20 protein-coding genes are annotated in these 13,648 nt (G+C 57.2%); 7 read left to right on the forward strand and 13 right to left on the reverse strand.

The features are described 5' to 3' along the window. Positions 1-4: 4 nt before the first annotated feature. Complete coding sequence (gene hisB, locus ABFT80_RS01705; RefSeq protein ID WP_347970120.1) at positions 5-616, reverse strand: imidazoleglycerol-phosphate dehydratase HisB; 612 nt, start codon at positions 614-616, stop codon at positions 5-7. A gap of 189 nt (positions 617-805) precedes the next feature. Between hisB and hslV the strand changes: the two genes are divergently transcribed. Next, a complete protein-coding gene (gene hslV / locus ABFT80_RS01710; protein WP_347970121.1) occupies positions 806-1,357 on the forward strand; it encodes an ATP-dependent protease subunit HslV in 552 nt (183 codons plus the stop codon). Next, entirely contained in the window at positions 1,354-1,857 is a 504-nt protein-coding gene (locus tag ABFT80_RS01715) for a GNAT family N-acetyltransferase (RefSeq protein ID WP_347970122.1), read from the forward strand. The genes hslV and ABFT80_RS01715 overlap by 4 nt, the downstream gene beginning before the upstream one ends. A gap of 26 nt (positions 1,858-1,883) precedes the next feature. Here ABFT80_RS01715 and ABFT80_RS01720 read toward each other — a convergent pair whose 3' ends face one another. The 3 genes from ABFT80_RS01720 to ABFT80_RS01730 form a co-directional block, all read right to left on the reverse strand. After that, positions 1,884-2,576 carry an SCO family protein gene (locus tag ABFT80_RS01720; protein ID WP_347970123.1) on the reverse strand — a complete coding sequence of 231 codons (693 nt, stop codon included), beginning with the start codon at positions 2,574-2,576 and terminating at the stop codon, positions 1,884-1,886. Continuing rightward, positions 2,506-3,060, reverse strand: coding sequence for a copper chaperone PCu(A)C (locus tag ABFT80_RS01725; RefSeq protein ID WP_347970124.1), 555 nt, complete (start codon positions 3,058-3,060; stop codon positions 2,506-2,508). The genes ABFT80_RS01720 and ABFT80_RS01725 overlap by 71 nt, the downstream gene beginning before the upstream one ends. Positions 3,061-3,144: 84 nt before the next feature. Then, the gene (locus ABFT80_RS01730; protein WP_347970125.1) at positions 3,145-3,519 is read right to left on the reverse strand and encodes a hypothetical protein; all 375 of its coding nucleotides are present in this window, start codon (positions 3,517-3,519) and stop codon (positions 3,145-3,147) included. Between the two features lie 156 nt (positions 3,520-3,675). Between ABFT80_RS01730 and ABFT80_RS01735 the strand changes: the two genes are divergently transcribed. Together ABFT80_RS01735 and hslU are read left to right on the forward strand one after the other, a co-directional pair. Beyond that, the gene (locus tag ABFT80_RS01735) at positions 3,676-4,281 is read left to right on the forward strand and encodes a DUF2585 domain-containing protein (protein WP_347970126.1); all 606 of its coding nucleotides are present in this window, start codon (positions 3,676-3,678) and stop codon (positions 4,279-4,281) included. Positions 4,282-4,284: 3 nt separating this feature from the next. Then, entirely contained in the window at positions 4,285-5,595 is a 1,311-nt protein-coding gene (gene hslU / locus ABFT80_RS01740) for an ATP-dependent protease ATPase subunit HslU (protein WP_347970127.1), read from the forward strand. Positions 5,596-5,676: 81 nt separating this feature from the next. Here the strand turns inward: hslU and ABFT80_RS01745 are convergent, their stop codons facing one another. Next, a complete protein-coding gene (locus tag ABFT80_RS01745; protein WP_347970855.1) occupies positions 5,677-5,880 on the reverse strand; it encodes a hypothetical protein in 204 nt (67 codons plus the stop codon). Here ABFT80_RS01745 and ABFT80_RS01750 point away from each other — a divergent pair. Further along, the gene (locus ABFT80_RS01750) at positions 5,831-6,790 is read left to right on the forward strand and encodes a DUF1402 family protein (RefSeq protein ID WP_347970128.1); all 960 of its coding nucleotides are present in this window, start codon (positions 5,831-5,833) and stop codon (positions 6,788-6,790) included. The genes ABFT80_RS01745 and ABFT80_RS01750 overlap by 50 nt on opposite strands. Here ABFT80_RS01750 and ABFT80_RS01755 read toward each other — a convergent pair. The 4 genes from ABFT80_RS01755 to ABFT80_RS01770 are packed head-to-tail and all read right to left on the reverse strand — an operon-like array spanning position 6,787 to position 9,507. Next, entirely contained in the window at positions 6,787-7,149 is a 363-nt protein-coding gene (locus ABFT80_RS01755; RefSeq protein WP_347970129.1) for a helix-turn-helix domain-containing protein, read from the reverse strand. The genes ABFT80_RS01750 and ABFT80_RS01755 overlap by 4 nt on opposite strands. Beyond that, a complete protein-coding gene (locus ABFT80_RS01760) occupies positions 7,146-7,688 on the reverse strand; it encodes a Smr/MutS family protein (RefSeq protein WP_347970130.1) in 543 nt (180 codons plus the stop codon). The genes ABFT80_RS01755 and ABFT80_RS01760 overlap by 4 nt, the downstream gene beginning before the upstream one ends. Next, entirely contained in the window at positions 7,685-8,785 is a 1,101-nt protein-coding gene (mltA, locus tag ABFT80_RS01765; RefSeq protein ID WP_347970131.1) for a murein transglycosylase A, read from the reverse strand. Before mltA ends, ABFT80_RS01760 begins: the two co-directional genes overlap by 4 nt. Before the next feature lie 17 nt (positions 8,786-8,802). Beyond that, positions 8,803-9,507, reverse strand: coding sequence for a Tim44/TimA family putative adaptor protein (locus tag ABFT80_RS01770; protein ID WP_347970132.1), 705 nt, complete (start codon positions 9,505-9,507; stop codon positions 8,803-8,805). A 208-nt stretch (positions 9,508-9,715) separates the two neighbouring features. Here ABFT80_RS01770 and ABFT80_RS01775 point away from each other — a divergent pair, with 208 nt between their 5' ends. Together ABFT80_RS01775 and secB are read left to right on the forward strand one after the other, a co-directional pair. Beyond that, complete coding sequence (locus ABFT80_RS01775) at positions 9,716-10,213, forward strand: FxsA family protein (RefSeq protein WP_347970133.1); 498 nt, start codon at positions 9,716-9,718, stop codon at positions 10,211-10,213. A gap of 96 nt (positions 10,214-10,309) precedes the next feature. Beyond that, on the forward strand, positions 10,310-10,813 hold the full coding sequence (secB, locus tag ABFT80_RS01780; RefSeq protein WP_347970134.1) for a protein-export chaperone SecB: 504 nt from the start codon (positions 10,310-10,312) through the stop codon (positions 10,811-10,813). 52 nt (positions 10,814-10,865) lie between these two features. On the opposite strand, the gene dnaQ is transcribed toward secB, so the two are convergent. Genes dnaQ through ABFT80_RS01800 form a run of 4 tightly spaced genes read right to left on the reverse strand, consistent with a single transcriptional unit; the run spans position 10,866 to position 13,623 of the window. Continuing rightward, on the reverse strand, positions 10,866-11,585 hold the full coding sequence (gene dnaQ / locus ABFT80_RS01785) for a DNA polymerase III subunit epsilon (RefSeq protein WP_347970135.1): 720 nt from the start codon (positions 11,583-11,585) through the stop codon (positions 10,866-10,868). Positions 11,586-11,589: 4 nt separating this feature from the next. After that, entirely contained in the window at positions 11,590-12,198 is a 609-nt protein-coding gene (gene coaE, locus ABFT80_RS01790) for a dephospho-CoA kinase (protein WP_347970136.1), read from the reverse strand. Next, the gene (locus ABFT80_RS01795; protein ID WP_347970137.1) at positions 12,195-13,031 is read right to left on the reverse strand and encodes a shikimate dehydrogenase; all 837 of its coding nucleotides are present in this window, start codon (positions 13,029-13,031) and stop codon (positions 12,195-12,197) included. The genes coaE and ABFT80_RS01795 overlap by 4 nt, the downstream gene beginning before the upstream one ends. Further along, on the reverse strand, positions 13,024-13,623 hold the full coding sequence (locus tag ABFT80_RS01800; protein WP_347970138.1) for a Maf-like protein: 600 nt from the start codon (positions 13,621-13,623) through the stop codon (positions 13,024-13,026). Before ABFT80_RS01800 ends, ABFT80_RS01795 begins: the two co-directional genes overlap by 8 nt. Positions 13,624-13,648 lie beyond the last annotated feature (25 nt).

Below are 13,648 nucleotides of genomic sequence, written 5' to 3' on the forward strand. Positions count from 1 at the left end.
CGCCTTATCCTTTCAGGCTTCCCTTGGTGGAGGGAACGGCATCGGGCTGGCGCGGATCGAATTCCAGCGCCATGCGCAAAGCGCGCGCAACCGCCTTGAAGCAGGTCTCGGCAATGTGATGGTTGTTCGCGCCGTAATGATTGGTGACATGCAGGGTGATGCCCGCATTCTGCGCGAAAGCATGGAAGAATTCGCGCACCAGCTCGGTGTCGAACGTGCCGATCTTCGGCGCGGAAAACTTCACGTCCCAGACGAGAAACGGCCGGCCGGAAACGTCGAGCGCTGCGCGCGTCAGCGTCTCGTCCATCGCCAGATCGATTGACGCATAGCGCATGATGCCGCGACGCTCGCCAAGCGCCTTCGACAGAGCCTGACCGAGCGCAATGCCGCTATCTTCTACTGTGTGGTGATCGTCGATGTGAAGGTCGCCTTCGGCGCGCACATTCATATCGATCAACGAATGGCGCGAAAGCTGGTCCAGCATATGGTCGAAAAAGCCGACGCCGGTCGCGATTTCCGACTTGCCGGTCCCGTCAACATTCAGCGATACCGAAATCGCCGTTTCCTTCGTCCTGCGACTTGTTTCGCCAGAACGCGCCACGATGCTCGACGCCATGGAAAATCCCTTTACTGCAAAAGCAAGCGCCTTCTAGCAGCAACGTCACCCGATTTCCAGTTCGCGTGCGCGTAACCCGGCTGATTTGCCGTGGTTGGCAATCGCCAGCGAGATGCATACATACTGGCGCATCGAAACACTCGTACCGCGCGCGCTGCCATATGGAGCCGTGCGTCATCGGAGAAATACATGTCGAACGAAATCAGCATGCACGCAACGACGATCATTACCGTGCGCAAGGGCAACAAGGTCGTCATCGCCGGCGACGGTCAGGTCAGCCTCGGCCAGACCATCATGAAGGGCAACGCCAAGAAGGTTCGCCGCATCGGCAAGGGTGGCAGTGTCATTGCAGGCTTTGCGGGCGCGACCGCCGATGCCTTCACGCTTCTGGAGCGCCTTGAAGCCAAACTCGAACAATATCCTGACCAGTTGACCCGCGCATGCGTCGAACTTGCCAAGGATTGGCGCACAGACCGCTATCTGCGCCGTCTTGAAGCCATGATGCTGGTAGCCGACAAATCCGTTTCGCTGGCATTGACCGGCAATGGCGACGTGCTGGAGCCCGAACATGGCGTCATGGCTATCGGCTCCGGCGGCAATTACGCGCTGGCCGCCGCACGCGCGCTGATCGATACGGACAAGGACGCCGAGGAAATCGCCCGCAAGGCAATGGCGATTGCCGCCGATATCTGCGTCTACACCAACCATAGCTTCGTCATCGAAACGCTGGACGCCGAGTGAGCGAGGATTTCAGCTATAGCTTCCGGCCGGTAACACGCAAGGATTTGCCGATGCTGGCCCGATGGCTCGCGCAGCCGCATGTCGCGGAATGGTGGGACGATCCTGAAACCGAACTCGCCTCCATCGAAGAACATATCGACAGCATTTCCGTCGAACCGTTCATTATCGAGATCGACGGGAAGCCGGTCGGCTACATCCAGTCCTACGATCCGCATCTGGAAGACGATCATCCCTATCAGGACCAGCCATTCGGCACGCTGGGCGTCGATCTGACCATCGGCGAGGCCGACTATCTCGGACTCGGCCATGGATCGCGCTTGCTTGAGGAATTCGTCGAGCAGCTTTTCGAGGAAGGCGCGCCGCGCGTCATTATCGATCCGGATCCGAAAAATGCACGGGCCATCCGCGCTTACGAGAAAGCCGGATTCGCCACTTTCGACAGACGAGAAACGATCTACGGCAAAGCCGTCATGATGGCGCGCGACGCCGAGGAAGAATAACGGGCCGAACTACTCGGCCCGTTTGTTTATGCAGAATCGCTGCGGTCGATCAGAAGACGCAGCTTCTGCAGGCGGGTCTCGGCGTTTTCCTCATAGGAAATCATGCCGGAAAAATCACCCTTGTCGTCCATCAGATAGACGGACGCGGTGTGATCCATCGTGTAATCGCCACCTTCCACCGGCACCCTCTTCCAATAGGCGCGATAGGCTTTGCCGACCGCGTCCACTTCAGCCTGCGTGCCGGTCAGCCCGACGACATTGTCGCCGAAGGACTGAATGTAGCTGGCGAGCACTTCCGGCGTGTCGCGCTCCGGATCGACGGACACGAAGACCATTTTGAGCTTTTCCGCATCTTCTCCCAGCGCCTTCATGGCTTCAGACATTTCCCAAAGCGTGGTCGGACAGACCTCCGGGCAATGGGTGAAGCCGAAAAAGACAGCGAAAGGCTTTCCCTTGAGATCGTCAGCCGAGAGTTTTTCTCCCGTATGAGATGTCAAAGTGAACGGCCCGCCGATCGTTACCGTTTGCGCCGTGCTCGACAAATTTGCAGGGCTTTTCGGCGCAAGCAGATAGATCGACGCAACATCGAGCACCGCAGCACTGACGGCAAATGCCATCAGCGCCCGATTTTTGCGTGGTGCCGCCATATCAGCCGCCGTGGTTTTCGTGACCGCCACCTTGATGGCCGCCGCCCATGGCTTCAACTGCGAATTCGACATCAACCGAACCGGCCTTTTCGAAGACGAGCGTTCCCTTGAATTTTTCGCCTTCCTTGGCGGGGCTTTTCAGGTCCATGAACATCAGATGGTATGAGCCGGGCGCAAGTGCGGTCTCGCCGCCTGCCGGAATTTCAACCCCATCTGGCACGCCGCGCATGGTCATGACGCCCTTGTCGTCGACGGACATTTCATGAATTTCGCCCTTGCCGGAAATTTCCGAGCTTACCGAAACGAGACGGTCAGGCGTCGATCCCGCATTCTTTACGACGAAATAGCCGGCGGCAACTTTTGCGCCTGCGGGCGTTGCGCGCGACCAGGGATGATCGATCGTCAGATCGCCGACCTTGAAGTCATGCGCGAAAAGCGGCTGGCTCATAACGAACAGCGAAAGAACCGCAAAGGCACTCAGGCCAAGGCGTTCCTCGATGCTGCGAAAGCGGCGGAAGAAGTTGAAACCGGACAGGTTGCGAATAGAATTGGACATGGTGAAGCTCCACTAAGGATGCGTTTGCACGCGCGGCAAACGGAAATGCAGAATGATCAAAGGGTGCGCTGGAAAGCGCGGCAATCAGACTGCGAGTGGCGGAGCGCGTGGACTGCCCGGATCATGCTCAGGCGACCGAGCAATAACGGAGGCCGCAAGCGGGAGCAGAATAGCAAAGCTGCCGGTCCACTCATGCCGCAAAGACGCCGTCTCTGGCGGCGCGGAAGACACCGGCGCGAACATGCTGCAACCAAGAACGCAGCAATTCGGCATGACATGATCGATGTCCGAGCCTTGCTGGTCGGAACTCGTGATGCAGAGCGGATTGCCGAACACATCGAGCGTCATAGCGCCCGGAGCGGTGCCCAGGGCCAATGCGCCGAAGGTGGACTGAAGGACAAGCACATAGGCTGCGACAAGCGCCACCCAGAAGCTCGATCCTTTGTGCCTTGTGTTCACCACGGCCATCCTTTGCGGACAACTCTTTAGCATCTATCCGAAAGCGGAAAAACCATCCGCCGCGTCCTGCGGCAACTTGCCATTTTTGCCATGCGTCATTCTTGCGCAAACCAATGGCGCATGGTTCTTAAGGCACGCTGTCATTTCGGGGGTCGCATGAGCAACAATAATGGCATTGGGAAACCTGGCGGTTTTACCGGAATATCGTGGCAGACGGGATTTCTGATCACGCTCGGCCTGATGATGCTTCAGGCCGTCATTCTTTACGCGATGGGCCGGACACCGATCTGCGAATGCGGCACGATCAAATTCTGGCATGGCGTGGTGCAGAGCTCGGAGAATTCCCAGCACATAACAGACTGGTACACATTCTCGCATCTCATCCACGGCTTCCTGTTTTATCTGCTGTTCTGGTTCGTCGCGCCGAAATCCTCGCCCGGCTTCCGGCTTATCCTTGCCGTCGGCGTCGAAGGCTTGTGGGAAATCGTCGAAAATTCGAGCGTCATCATCGAGCGCTATCGCGAGGGCACGATTTCCCTCGATTATTTCGGCGACAGCATCCTCAATTCGGTGTCCGACACATTCGCGGCAGTCGTGGGCTTTGTTATGGCCGCAAGGCTCCCTATATGGGTCATCGTAGCGCTCGCGCTTGTCTTTGAAGTTGGTGTCGGCTTCGTCATACGCGATAATTTGACCCTGAACGTTATTATGCTGCTGTACCCATTCGAATCCATCCGGCAGTGGCAGTCTGGATCTGTTTAAAACATGAGCACATTTTCACCACGCGAGATCGTTTCCGAACTCGACCGTTTCATCATCGGCCAGAACGACGCCAAGCGCGCCGTGGCCATCGCATTGCGCAATCGCTGGCGTCGCCAGCAGCTCGAAGGGCAAATGCGCGAAGAGGTGATGCCCAAGAACATCCTGATGATCGGGCCGACAGGTGTCGGCAAGACCGAGATTGCACGGCGCTTGGCAAAGCTCGCCGGCGCGCCTTTCATCAAGGTGGAAGCAACCAAATTCACCGAAGTCGGCTATGTCGGTCGCGATGTCGAGCAGATCATCCGCGATCTGGTCGAGACTGCCATAGGCCTCGTGCGTGAAAAAATGCGCGAGGATGTGACGGCGCGCGCCCATATCAACGCCGAGGAACGCGTGCTTGAAGCGCTGGTCGGCAAGACCGCCAGCCCTGCAACCCGCGACAGTTTCCGCAAAAAGCTGCGCGAAGGCGAACTCGACGACAAGGAAATCGAAGTCGAAGTTTCCGATACCGGAAACGGCGGCATGCCAAGCTTCGAGATTCCCGGTATGCCTGGCGCCAATATCGGCGTCATGAACATCAACGACATGCTTTCCAAGGCGATGGGCGGCCAGCGCACCAAGACGCGCAAGACCACCGTCAAGGAGTCCTACAAGCATCTGATCAGCGATGAATCCGACAAGCTGCTCGATCAGGACGAAGTGATTCGCCGGGCGCTTGAATCGGCAGAAAATGACGGCATCGTCTTCCTGGACGAAATCGACAAGATCGCCACGCGAAGCGACGTTTCCGGCGGTCCATCGCGCGAAGGCGTGCAGCGGGATCTTCTGCCGCTGGTCGAAGGCACGACGGTCGCGACGAAATACGGGCCGGTGAAGACCGACCACATATTGTTCATCGCGTCGGGTGCATTCCACGTCTCGAAGCCATCCGATCTCTTGCCGGAGCTTCAGGGCCGTCTGCCGATCCGCGTCGAATTGCGGGCACTCGAGAAGGATGATTTCCGCCGCATCCTGACCGAGACGGAAGCCAGCCTCATCAAGCAGTATATTGCGCTGATGAAGACGGAAGGCGTCGATCTCGAATTCACGGACGACGCGATCGACCAGCTTGCCGGCATTGCAGTCGATCTCAATGCGAGTGTCGAGAATATCGGCGCGCGCAGGCTGCAGACTGTAATGGAACGTGTGCTCGACGATATTTCGTTCAACGCGCCCGACAAATCCGGCACCGAACTCAGCATCGATGCGGATTATGTTGCCAAGCATGTTGGCGATCTTGCCAAAAATACCGACCTGTCACGCTTCATTCTGTGACCAAAAGGCCGCCGTCTCGTTAAATCGAAACGGCGGCCAATCCCGCTTTCTCAAAAATACCTCGACTCGGCACAGCGCTTTTCATAGTTTGCGCGGCGTAAGTTCGGGTATCAGGGCCTGACAAGCACGGGCAAAGCCTGTTTCAATAGACATTATATTCACGCAAAACCTTGGATCAGCGTCGCGTTCCGATCCGAAAAGCGGGTGGATGAAGAGATTTCGGGCGGCATTGAGCATGAAACGGTCGGTTATCTTCTCAGCGCTGGTGTTTTTGGCATCGGCCATAATGCCCTCTTCGGCCGCGACCATTGTGCCGCCCGGCAATCGGAACGCTGAACAGCCCAATGTGCCCGGTGCTTCCGCACGGCGCACCGCCGCAGGCAATACCACCTATGATGCGAAATACCGCAAGGTCTATGCGCTGTTCAAAAACGATGCCGCACTTCGCTCAAAGATCAACACGGCGGCGGCTGCCTATGGCATCGACCCGATGCATATCGTGGGCGCAATCGTTGGTGAGCACACCTACAATGTAGACGCCTATGACCGTCTGCAGACCTATTATGTGAAGGCTGTTTCGTACCTCTCGAACCGTTTCAATTTCAGCTACAATGGCGAGGGCGTTACCGATTTCATTCGCCGTCCCGAATTTGCCAAGTGCCAGGAAGGCATGGGCAGCTACGATTTGTGGAGCTGCCGAGAGACTGTGTGGAACCGCAGCTTCCGCGGCAAAACCGTCGATGGAAATCGCTATCCGAACGACCGGTTCAGCGCGACCTTCTTCCAGCCCTTCTATGCCGGGCAGACATTCGGCCTTGGCCAGCTAAATCCGCTGACTGCGCTTCAGATGAGCGACATGGTGCATCGCGTGTCCGGCCTGCCCAAGCTCGACGCCAGCGATCCCAACGACGTCTACAAGACGATCATGGACCCGGATTTGACGCTGCCCTACGTGGCTGCCACGCTTCGCAAATCCATCGATGCCTACCGCACCATTGCCGGTTTCGACATTTCGCGGAATCCGGGTGTCACGGCCACGCTCTACAATATCGGCAATCCTGAGCAGCGCGCCTACGCCCTGAAGGCTGAAAACCAGAAGCGCCGAAGCGAAGGCCAGGCCGAACGCCTGCCCGAAGAAAATTACTATGGCTGGCTGGTTAATGAGCGTCTGAGTGAACTCGAGGCGCTGTTTTAACGCTCCGGCGGCGGCACGATTTCCGCAATCAATCTGTCGATCTTCTTTTCATCCAGCCGGCCGATATTCACCGCCAGCAGATTTGCAAGCTCCGTCGCGCGCGGCGAAAGGTTTGATGTGTCGATCGTCACACGCGGATGCGAGGTTTCAGCAAGCCGCGTCAACTCCTCGGCATCGTCCCAGATAATGTTGAAATAGCCGATTATCTTCTGGATCATCGGCCAGGTCGGCGCGCCGCGTTTGCCGTGCTCCAGCGCAGATAGATAGGCAGCGCTCACGCCGAGCGCCTCCGCCATGTCTTTCTGGCTCAGCCCGCGTTCGCGCCGCAGATCGCGGATTTTCTGGCCGAACGGGGTCATGGCACCGCCTTCTGACGGCGCAAACGAATGTAGATCGCGCCCGACCCGCCATGATGCCGCGCCGCCAGATCATGGCTGCTGACGAGCGCTCTGAAAGGCGGCGTTGCCAGCCAATGCGGAACTGCGCGCCGCAAGACACCGTCCCCGCCAGATGACGATCCTTTGCCCGTTATGACCAGAACATAGCGAACACCGCCCGCATGCGCGCGCTTCAGGAACGACAAAAGCAACGAATGCGCCTGATCCTGCGTCATTCCATGCAGATCGACCCGGCCTTCAATGGGCAACCGCCCCTTGGAGAGCTTGTCCAATGTCGGCGCGTCGAGCGATGCGGATACCCATTGCTTGGGTGGGATTGCCGGAGATTTGGTCAAAGCAACAGCCTTCGGCACCGTTTTGGGCGGATCTTCCTGCTTCGGCACAGGGGAACTCGGCACTTCGAGCGTTGATTTCCCCTTCAGCGGCGTCGTCGATTTGGCGACAAGCGTCCAGAGAACGCGATCATCGTCGCTCAACTCCTTCGTGCGCCGACTGCTCACCGGAACCTCCCGGCAATCTCGTTGGGCACGAGCATGAAGAAATCCGCTTCGTTGCGTACCACGCCGGCGATTTCGCCTGCCGCATCGCCGCTTCCGGCAAAAAGGTCGCCGCGCGCGGGGCCGACGATCGCAGACCCGGTGTCCTGCGCGATCATCAATCTGCGGAAGGGCGTGCCAAAGGCAGTAAGTTCGGGAGCGTGAATGAAAAACGGCGTACCGAACGTGTGAAGCAGCCGGTCGACAGCAACGGAGCGACCGGGCGTCAAAGGTACTTTCGCCGCCGCAATAGGACCCAGATCAGGATCATCCACCGCGGCCTCGCGAAAGAAAATATAGGAGCGATTCTGCCAGAGAATTTCGTCGATACGTGCCGGATTTTGTGAAAACCAGCCACGAATGGATTGCATCGTTATTTTTTCGAGCGGGATTTCGCCGATTTCGGCCAGTATTTTTCCCGGTCCGGTAAAGCGCTGACCACTCTTTGCCGCATAGGTCACGCGAGCAAGCGTTCCGTCCGTCATTCTCAGCCGTGCCGCGCCCTGCACATGAATGAAGAACGCATCGACCTTACTCACCACAAAAGCGATTTCCAGCCCGCGCCCGAAAAGTGCACCGCGCTCTATCGCCTCGCGATCATGATATTCGACCAATCCATTCGGCGTTTGCCGGGCAAAAGCCAGATAGGCATCCATTCCATTCGGGCGGTTGGTATCGTCAATGTCGATAAGATCGTCGGGACGGGCCAACAGCGGTACAGTGAACTCATCCGTTCGCACCCGTGAGGCTTCGACGATAGGCTCATAGAACCCCGTTACCAGTCCACGGCTGCCACTCTCGGGCAAAATATGGACCGGCGTGAAATATTTCTCGAAGAAGGCGCGGGCATCGCGCGCATTTATGTCTTTATGTTCTCGCGCGGCGGCATAAGCATCGGAAAAGGTTTGGAAATCGACGCCGAGGGAACCGGTGCGGTAGGGTTTTACCGTCGCCTGAAACGCCGACCGGCGAAACGCCTCATAGGCTGGCAGAGGGTTATCCTCCAGCCAGCCCGGCAAATCCTGAAATGTAAGAGAATGAAAAACAGGTGCGGACGACACGGAAAGTGCCCTCCGGCTTAGTCTTCTTCTTCAGTCGCGACCAGCTTCCAGTTCGGGTCCTTGGCGCGGGTGTCGCGGGCAAAGGTCCAGACGTCTTTGACCTCGGCGACGGTTTCAGGATCGCCGTCAATGACCTCACCTGCTTTATCGCGTGTCGCCGAAATCAGCTCGCTGACGATACGCAGGGTGACATGCGCCTCGCCGTTTTTCATTTCCGCAGACACGATCTCGGCCTTGTCGATACCGACAAAAGAAGACTGGATTTTCTCGGAGCGGGATTCGCGATCGGAAATCGCCGAAACGAAACCGTCGAAAACCTCACGGGAAAGCAGATTTTTCAACGTTTTGCGGTCGCCATCAGCATAGGCAATAACGATCATCTCATAGGCCATCTTGGCGCCATCGACGAAAGTCTTCGGCTCAAAAGAAGGATCGGCGTCCTTGATGGTCCGCAGGCCCTTGTTCAGGTCCGTATTCGGCCTGGCAAATGCATCAATGGAAGCATAGCTGGCTTCGACATCGGCTGGCGTCTTCTTGCGCGGCAGAGAAACGACGTTCTCCGGCGCTGCCTGCTCGTCCTTGTTCGCGGAACGGCCAGCCGTATAGGGATCGAATGGCGGGCGCTCATTGCCCGTACGACGGCCCAGAACGTTGCGGAGCTGAAAAAAGATCACCACCGCCGCGATCAGGAAAAAGATTGTGCCGAAATCGAAAAATTCCATATCTTTTGCCAATTGATCCCTTGTTTCGGCGGCCCGCAAGCCAGCCTTTAACGACTGTTGACGGACACGACAAACCTACACTACGCGAATTGCATATAGAACGCATCTCACGATCATTCAAATCAAAGCCATCCATCACTATCTTAATGCGGCAATTATTCTCGTCTAAAAGGCGGGCAACTTTACTCTGACAATCAGGCTTGAGCATTTGCGCTTATCATTCGTTCCTTTGATCCTTCTTCTCTTGCCGCTGGTCGAGATTGCCGGTTTCGTTCTCGTCGGGAGCCAGATCGGCGTTCTGGCGACGATCGGCCTGGTGATCGCAACCAGCATTGCCGGCGGTTTGCTCATGCGTTTCCAAGGGTTTGGCACGCTTGCGCGCATTCGTCAGGAGATGGAAGGCGGTCGTGACCCGAGTCGAAACCTTGCTCACGGCATAATGATCCTATTCGCCGGATTGCTTCTTCTGCTGCCCGGTTTTTTCACGGACATCATCGGAATCCTGCTTTTCATCCCTCCGATTCGCGATTTTGGCTGGCGGTTTTTGAAGAAACGCGTCGATTTTTCGGCAAACTTCACGACGTTTCGCGGCGGTGCGGGTCCACGCGGCGGAAATGGCCCGTCGAAAACCATCGATCTGGATGAGGACGATTATTCCAAGGACCCCGACCCGAATTCGCCTTGGCGCAAGCTGCGGGACGAGTGAAACGACGCTCTTAACCTTGTCTTGACATGACGGCCATGGTAGCCAACGCCGCAATTTCAATTGAGCCGCAAAGCGGCAAAACCAAGAGGACAGGCTATGGCCAAGAATGAGGATGCCCAGAAGGGTGCCGCAACCAACGGAAACGGCAGCACTGCCCAGCCCTCGCTCAATGTCCTCGTTCAATATGTGAAGGACCTCTCCTTCGAGAGCCCCGGCGCACCGAATTCGCTGCGCGGACGCGACAAGGCTCCAAGCATCAACATCAATGTCAACGTCAATGCCAATCCGATTTCGGACAAGGAATTCGACGTTAACCTGTCGCTGACGGCGAAAGCTTCCTTCGAAAAGGAAGTGCTGTTCAACGTAGAGCTCGTCTATGGCGGTGTTTTCCGCGTCGAAGGTTTTCCGCAGGAACACATGCTGCCGCTGCTCTTCATCGAGTGCCCGCGCCTGCTTTTCCCGTTCGCACGTCAGGTCATCGCGGATGCGACCCGCAATGGCGGCTTCCCGCCGCTGATGCTGGACCCGATCGACTTCGCGCAGATGTTCCAGCAGAAAGTTGCCGAGGAACAGGCTGCCGCAAAAGTTCAGGTCAGCTAATTTTTTTATGAATGACAAAAAGCCCGCGTCGAAAGATGCGGGCTTTTTTGTATCAGGCGGAAGCTGAAACTTCCGTTTCGAGCTTGGCCCAGACCGCATTCTCGCCCATGCCCGCAACCAGTTTGGCGTGAGCGGCGCGTTCTTCCTCGGTCAATCGCGACGGCAATGGATTAGGCCTCGCTGAAATGGTGATTTCCGTGTGGATTTCCGTCTGCTCAGAATTCGCATTCGATGAGCGGCTTTCAAGAACCAAAGCAGTCTGCTTGCCGCCAATCAGCTCGATATAAACTTCGGCCAGAAGCTCGGAATCGAGCAAGGCGCCGTGTTTGGTACGGCGGCTGTTGTCGATACCATAGCGGCGGCAAAGCGCATCAAGCGAATTCGGACCCATTGGATGCTTGCGCCGGGCAAGCGCCAGCGTGTCGATGACAAAATCCTGCGAAACGCTTTGATGGCCGAGCCGCGTCAGCTCGGCGTTGATGAAGCCCATATCGAAATTGGCATTGTGAGCGACGAGCTTCGCGCCTTCGATAAAGGTCAAGAACTCTTCGACGATATCCTGAAATGGCGGCTTGTCGGCAAGATCCGCATCGCTGATGCCATGCACGGCGAGCGCGTCCGGGTGAACGGCGCGTCCCTGCGGGTTGATATAGACATGGAATGTGCGCCCGGTCACAAAGCGGTTTACGAGTTCGATGCCGCCGATCTCGATGATACGATCCTCGCGTGAATCAAGGCCGGTCGTTTCCGTGTCGAAGATAATCTCGCGCAACGAATCACTCCCTGTGTGAGCTAGAGTTTTCGCCCGCCAGCAGGTTCGAGACAAGATCGTTGACTGCTGAACGCGCCGCGTCGAGACCTTTTCCCGTGTCTATTATAAAATCGGCCTGCTCGCGCTTTTGCGCATCCGGTACCTGGCGCGCAAGAATCGCCTCGAATTTTTCAGGCGTCATGCCCGCTCGTGCAAGCACCCTCTCCCGCTGGATCTCTGCAGGAGCCGATACGACGACCACCTTGTCGACGCGATCGCGGCCACCGGTTTCGAAAAGCAACGGAATATCGAGTACGGCAATCGGCGCGCCGGCCTCGCGGTGCCTTGCAACGAAGTCATTGGCGTCCGCCCGGACAAGCGGGTGGATGATGGATTCCAGCATCTTCAATGCTGAAGGATTGCCAAGCACTTTCGCACCGAGTGCTTCTCGGTTGACCTTGCCGTCACGCACCGTTCCGGGAAACGCCTGTTCGATCAGCAGAGCCGCAGCACCCGAATACAGCCTGTGTACCGTCTCATCGGAATCGTGAACCGGTACGCCCGCATCGACGAACATTTTTGCCGTCGTCGATTTTCCCATGCCGATCGAGCCAGTGAGGCCAAGCAGGATCATGCGTGCTTTTCCATATCCGCTACTATCAAGGCCCGAAGTTCAGGTGTCACTTCCGGGCGCTTGCCGAACCATTTTTCGAAGCCCGGTACTGCCTGGTGAAGCAACATGCCAAGACCATCGACGGTTTTCAGCCCTCGGCGTTTAGCCGCTGCCAACAAGGGTGTTTCCAGCGGCACATAGACGAGGTCGGTGACAATCGCATTATCGGGCAGATGATCAGGATTGGCTGGCAATTCGACATTGCCGTGCATACCGAGAGAGGTCGTGTTCACCAAAAGATCAGCATCCGACATCAATTCATCGATCATCGCTACAGGCTGTGCGGAAACGTTTTTGCCGAAGCGGTCTGCCAGTTCTGTTGCTCTGGCGAGTGTGCGGTTGACGATCCTGATGTCGCGGAAACCGCGCTGGATAAGAGCGTAAATTACGGCGCGCGCGGCACCCCCCGACCCAAGCACGACGGCAATGCCATTGCCTTCCCAGCCGGACGCGTACTCATCCAGATTGGCAGCGAAGCCATGCGCATCGGTATTGGTGGCAAAGAGCTCGCCGTTTTCGAACCACAGCGTATTTGCCGCGCCGATCAGTTCGGCGGTTTCGTCCGGGCGCTCGGCAAGGCGAAATGCCGCTTCCTTATGAGGAAGCGTGACATTGCCGCCGGCAAGCCCCTGCTCTTTCAGCGTGCGGACAAAATCCGGAAATGCCTCAGGCAGAATATCGATGGGGCAATATGTGCCTTCAATGCCGTACAGGTTCAGCCAGTAATTGTGGATTTTCGGCGAGCGGGAATGCGCGATCGGATTGCCGCAGACAAAAGCATTTCTGTCAGCCATCGAGCGCACCGAGTTCGCGCAACTCTGCCAGAACAGCCAGAAGCGGCAGGCCGACTATCGTGAAATAGTCGCCGTCAACCTTCTCGAAAAGCTGGATGCCCTCGCCTTCGATCTGATAGGCGCCGACGCTTGAAAGCGCGATATTGCCAACGTGCGCCAGATGGCGGCCAATGAATGCCGGATCGAGCGGGCGCATTTTCAGATTTGCGATGCCGACGTAACGCCACAAAGTTACGCCGTCGCGAACAAGCACTGCAGCGCTATTGAGCTGATGTGTCTTGCCGGACAGGGCAAGCAGATGACGGCGTGCACCTTCCATATCCTTCGGCTTGTGAAAAACCTCGCCATCCAGCGAAAGCGTCTGGTCACAACCGAGAACCAGCCGGCCCGGATAGCGTTCACTGACATCCTGCGCCTTTGCCTCGGCAAGCACTGCCGCAACATCTTGCGGCGACGCTCCGCTTCCCTCAAGCGGCGCTTCCAATGCCCGCTCATCGACATCTGCGGCTATCGCAGCGAAATCGATTCCCGCATTTGAGAGCAAGGTTTTTCGGAATGGGCTTGCCGAAGCCAGGATGATTTTTTCGCTCATGGGATTGTCCTCGGATAAGAGCGTT

Origin of the sequence: Foliimonas ilicis (assembly GCF_039939195.1) — a bacterium.
In the GTDB taxonomy this organism is placed as follows: Bacteria; Pseudomonadota; Alphaproteobacteria; order Rhizobiales; family Rhizobiaceae; genus Foliimonas; species Foliimonas ilicis.

Bases quoted from the DNA above. Each gene is read 5' to 3' on its own strand.
- hisB (WP_347970120.1), bottom strand. From the start codon at position 616: ATGGCGTCGAGCATCGTGGCGCGTTCTGGCGAAACAAGTCGCAGGACG.
- hslV (WP_347970121.1), top strand. From the start codon at position 806: ATGTCGAACGAAATCAGCATGCACGCAACGACGATCATTACCGTGCGC.
- ABFT80_RS01720 (WP_347970123.1), bottom strand. From the start codon at position 2,576: ATGTCGAATTCGCAGTTGAAGCCATGGGCGGCGGCCATCAAGGTGGCG.
- ABFT80_RS01725 (WP_347970124.1), bottom strand. From the start codon at position 3,060: ATGTCCAATTCTATTCGCAACCTGTCCGGTTTCAACTTCTTCCGCCGC.
- ABFT80_RS01735 (WP_347970126.1), top strand. From the start codon at position 3,676: ATGAGCAACAATAATGGCATTGGGAAACCTGGCGGTTTTACCGGAATA.
- hslU (WP_347970127.1), top strand. From the start codon at position 4,285: ATGAGCACATTTTCACCACGCGAGATCGTTTCCGAACTCGACCGTTTC.
- ABFT80_RS01750 (WP_347970128.1), top strand. From the start codon at position 5,831: ATGAAACGGTCGGTTATCTTCTCAGCGCTGGTGTTTTTGGCATCGGCC.
- ABFT80_RS01745 (WP_347970855.1), bottom strand. From the start codon at position 5,880: ATGGCCGATGCCAAAAACACCAGCGCTGAGAAGATAACCGACCGTTTC.
- ABFT80_RS01755 (WP_347970129.1), bottom strand. From the start codon at position 7,149: ATGACCCCGTTCGGCCAGAAAATCCGCGATCTGCGGCGCGAACGCGGG.
- ABFT80_RS01770 (WP_347970132.1), bottom strand. From the start codon at position 9,507: ATGGAATTTTTCGATTTCGGCACAATCTTTTTCCTGATCGCGGCGGTG.
- secB (WP_347970134.1), top strand. From the start codon at position 10,310: ATGGCCAAGAATGAGGATGCCCAGAAGGGTGCCGCAACCAACGGAAAC.
- coaE (WP_347970136.1), bottom strand. From the start codon at position 12,198: ATGATCCTGCTTGGCCTCACTGGCTCGATCGGCATGGGAAAATCGACG.
- ABFT80_RS01795 (WP_347970137.1), bottom strand. From the start codon at position 13,031: ATGGCTGACAGAAATGCTTTTGTCTGCGGCAATCCGATCGCGCATTCC.
- ABFT80_RS01800 (WP_347970138.1), bottom strand. From the start codon at position 13,623: ATGAGCGAAAAAATCATCCTGGCTTCGGCAAGCCCATTCCGAAAAACC.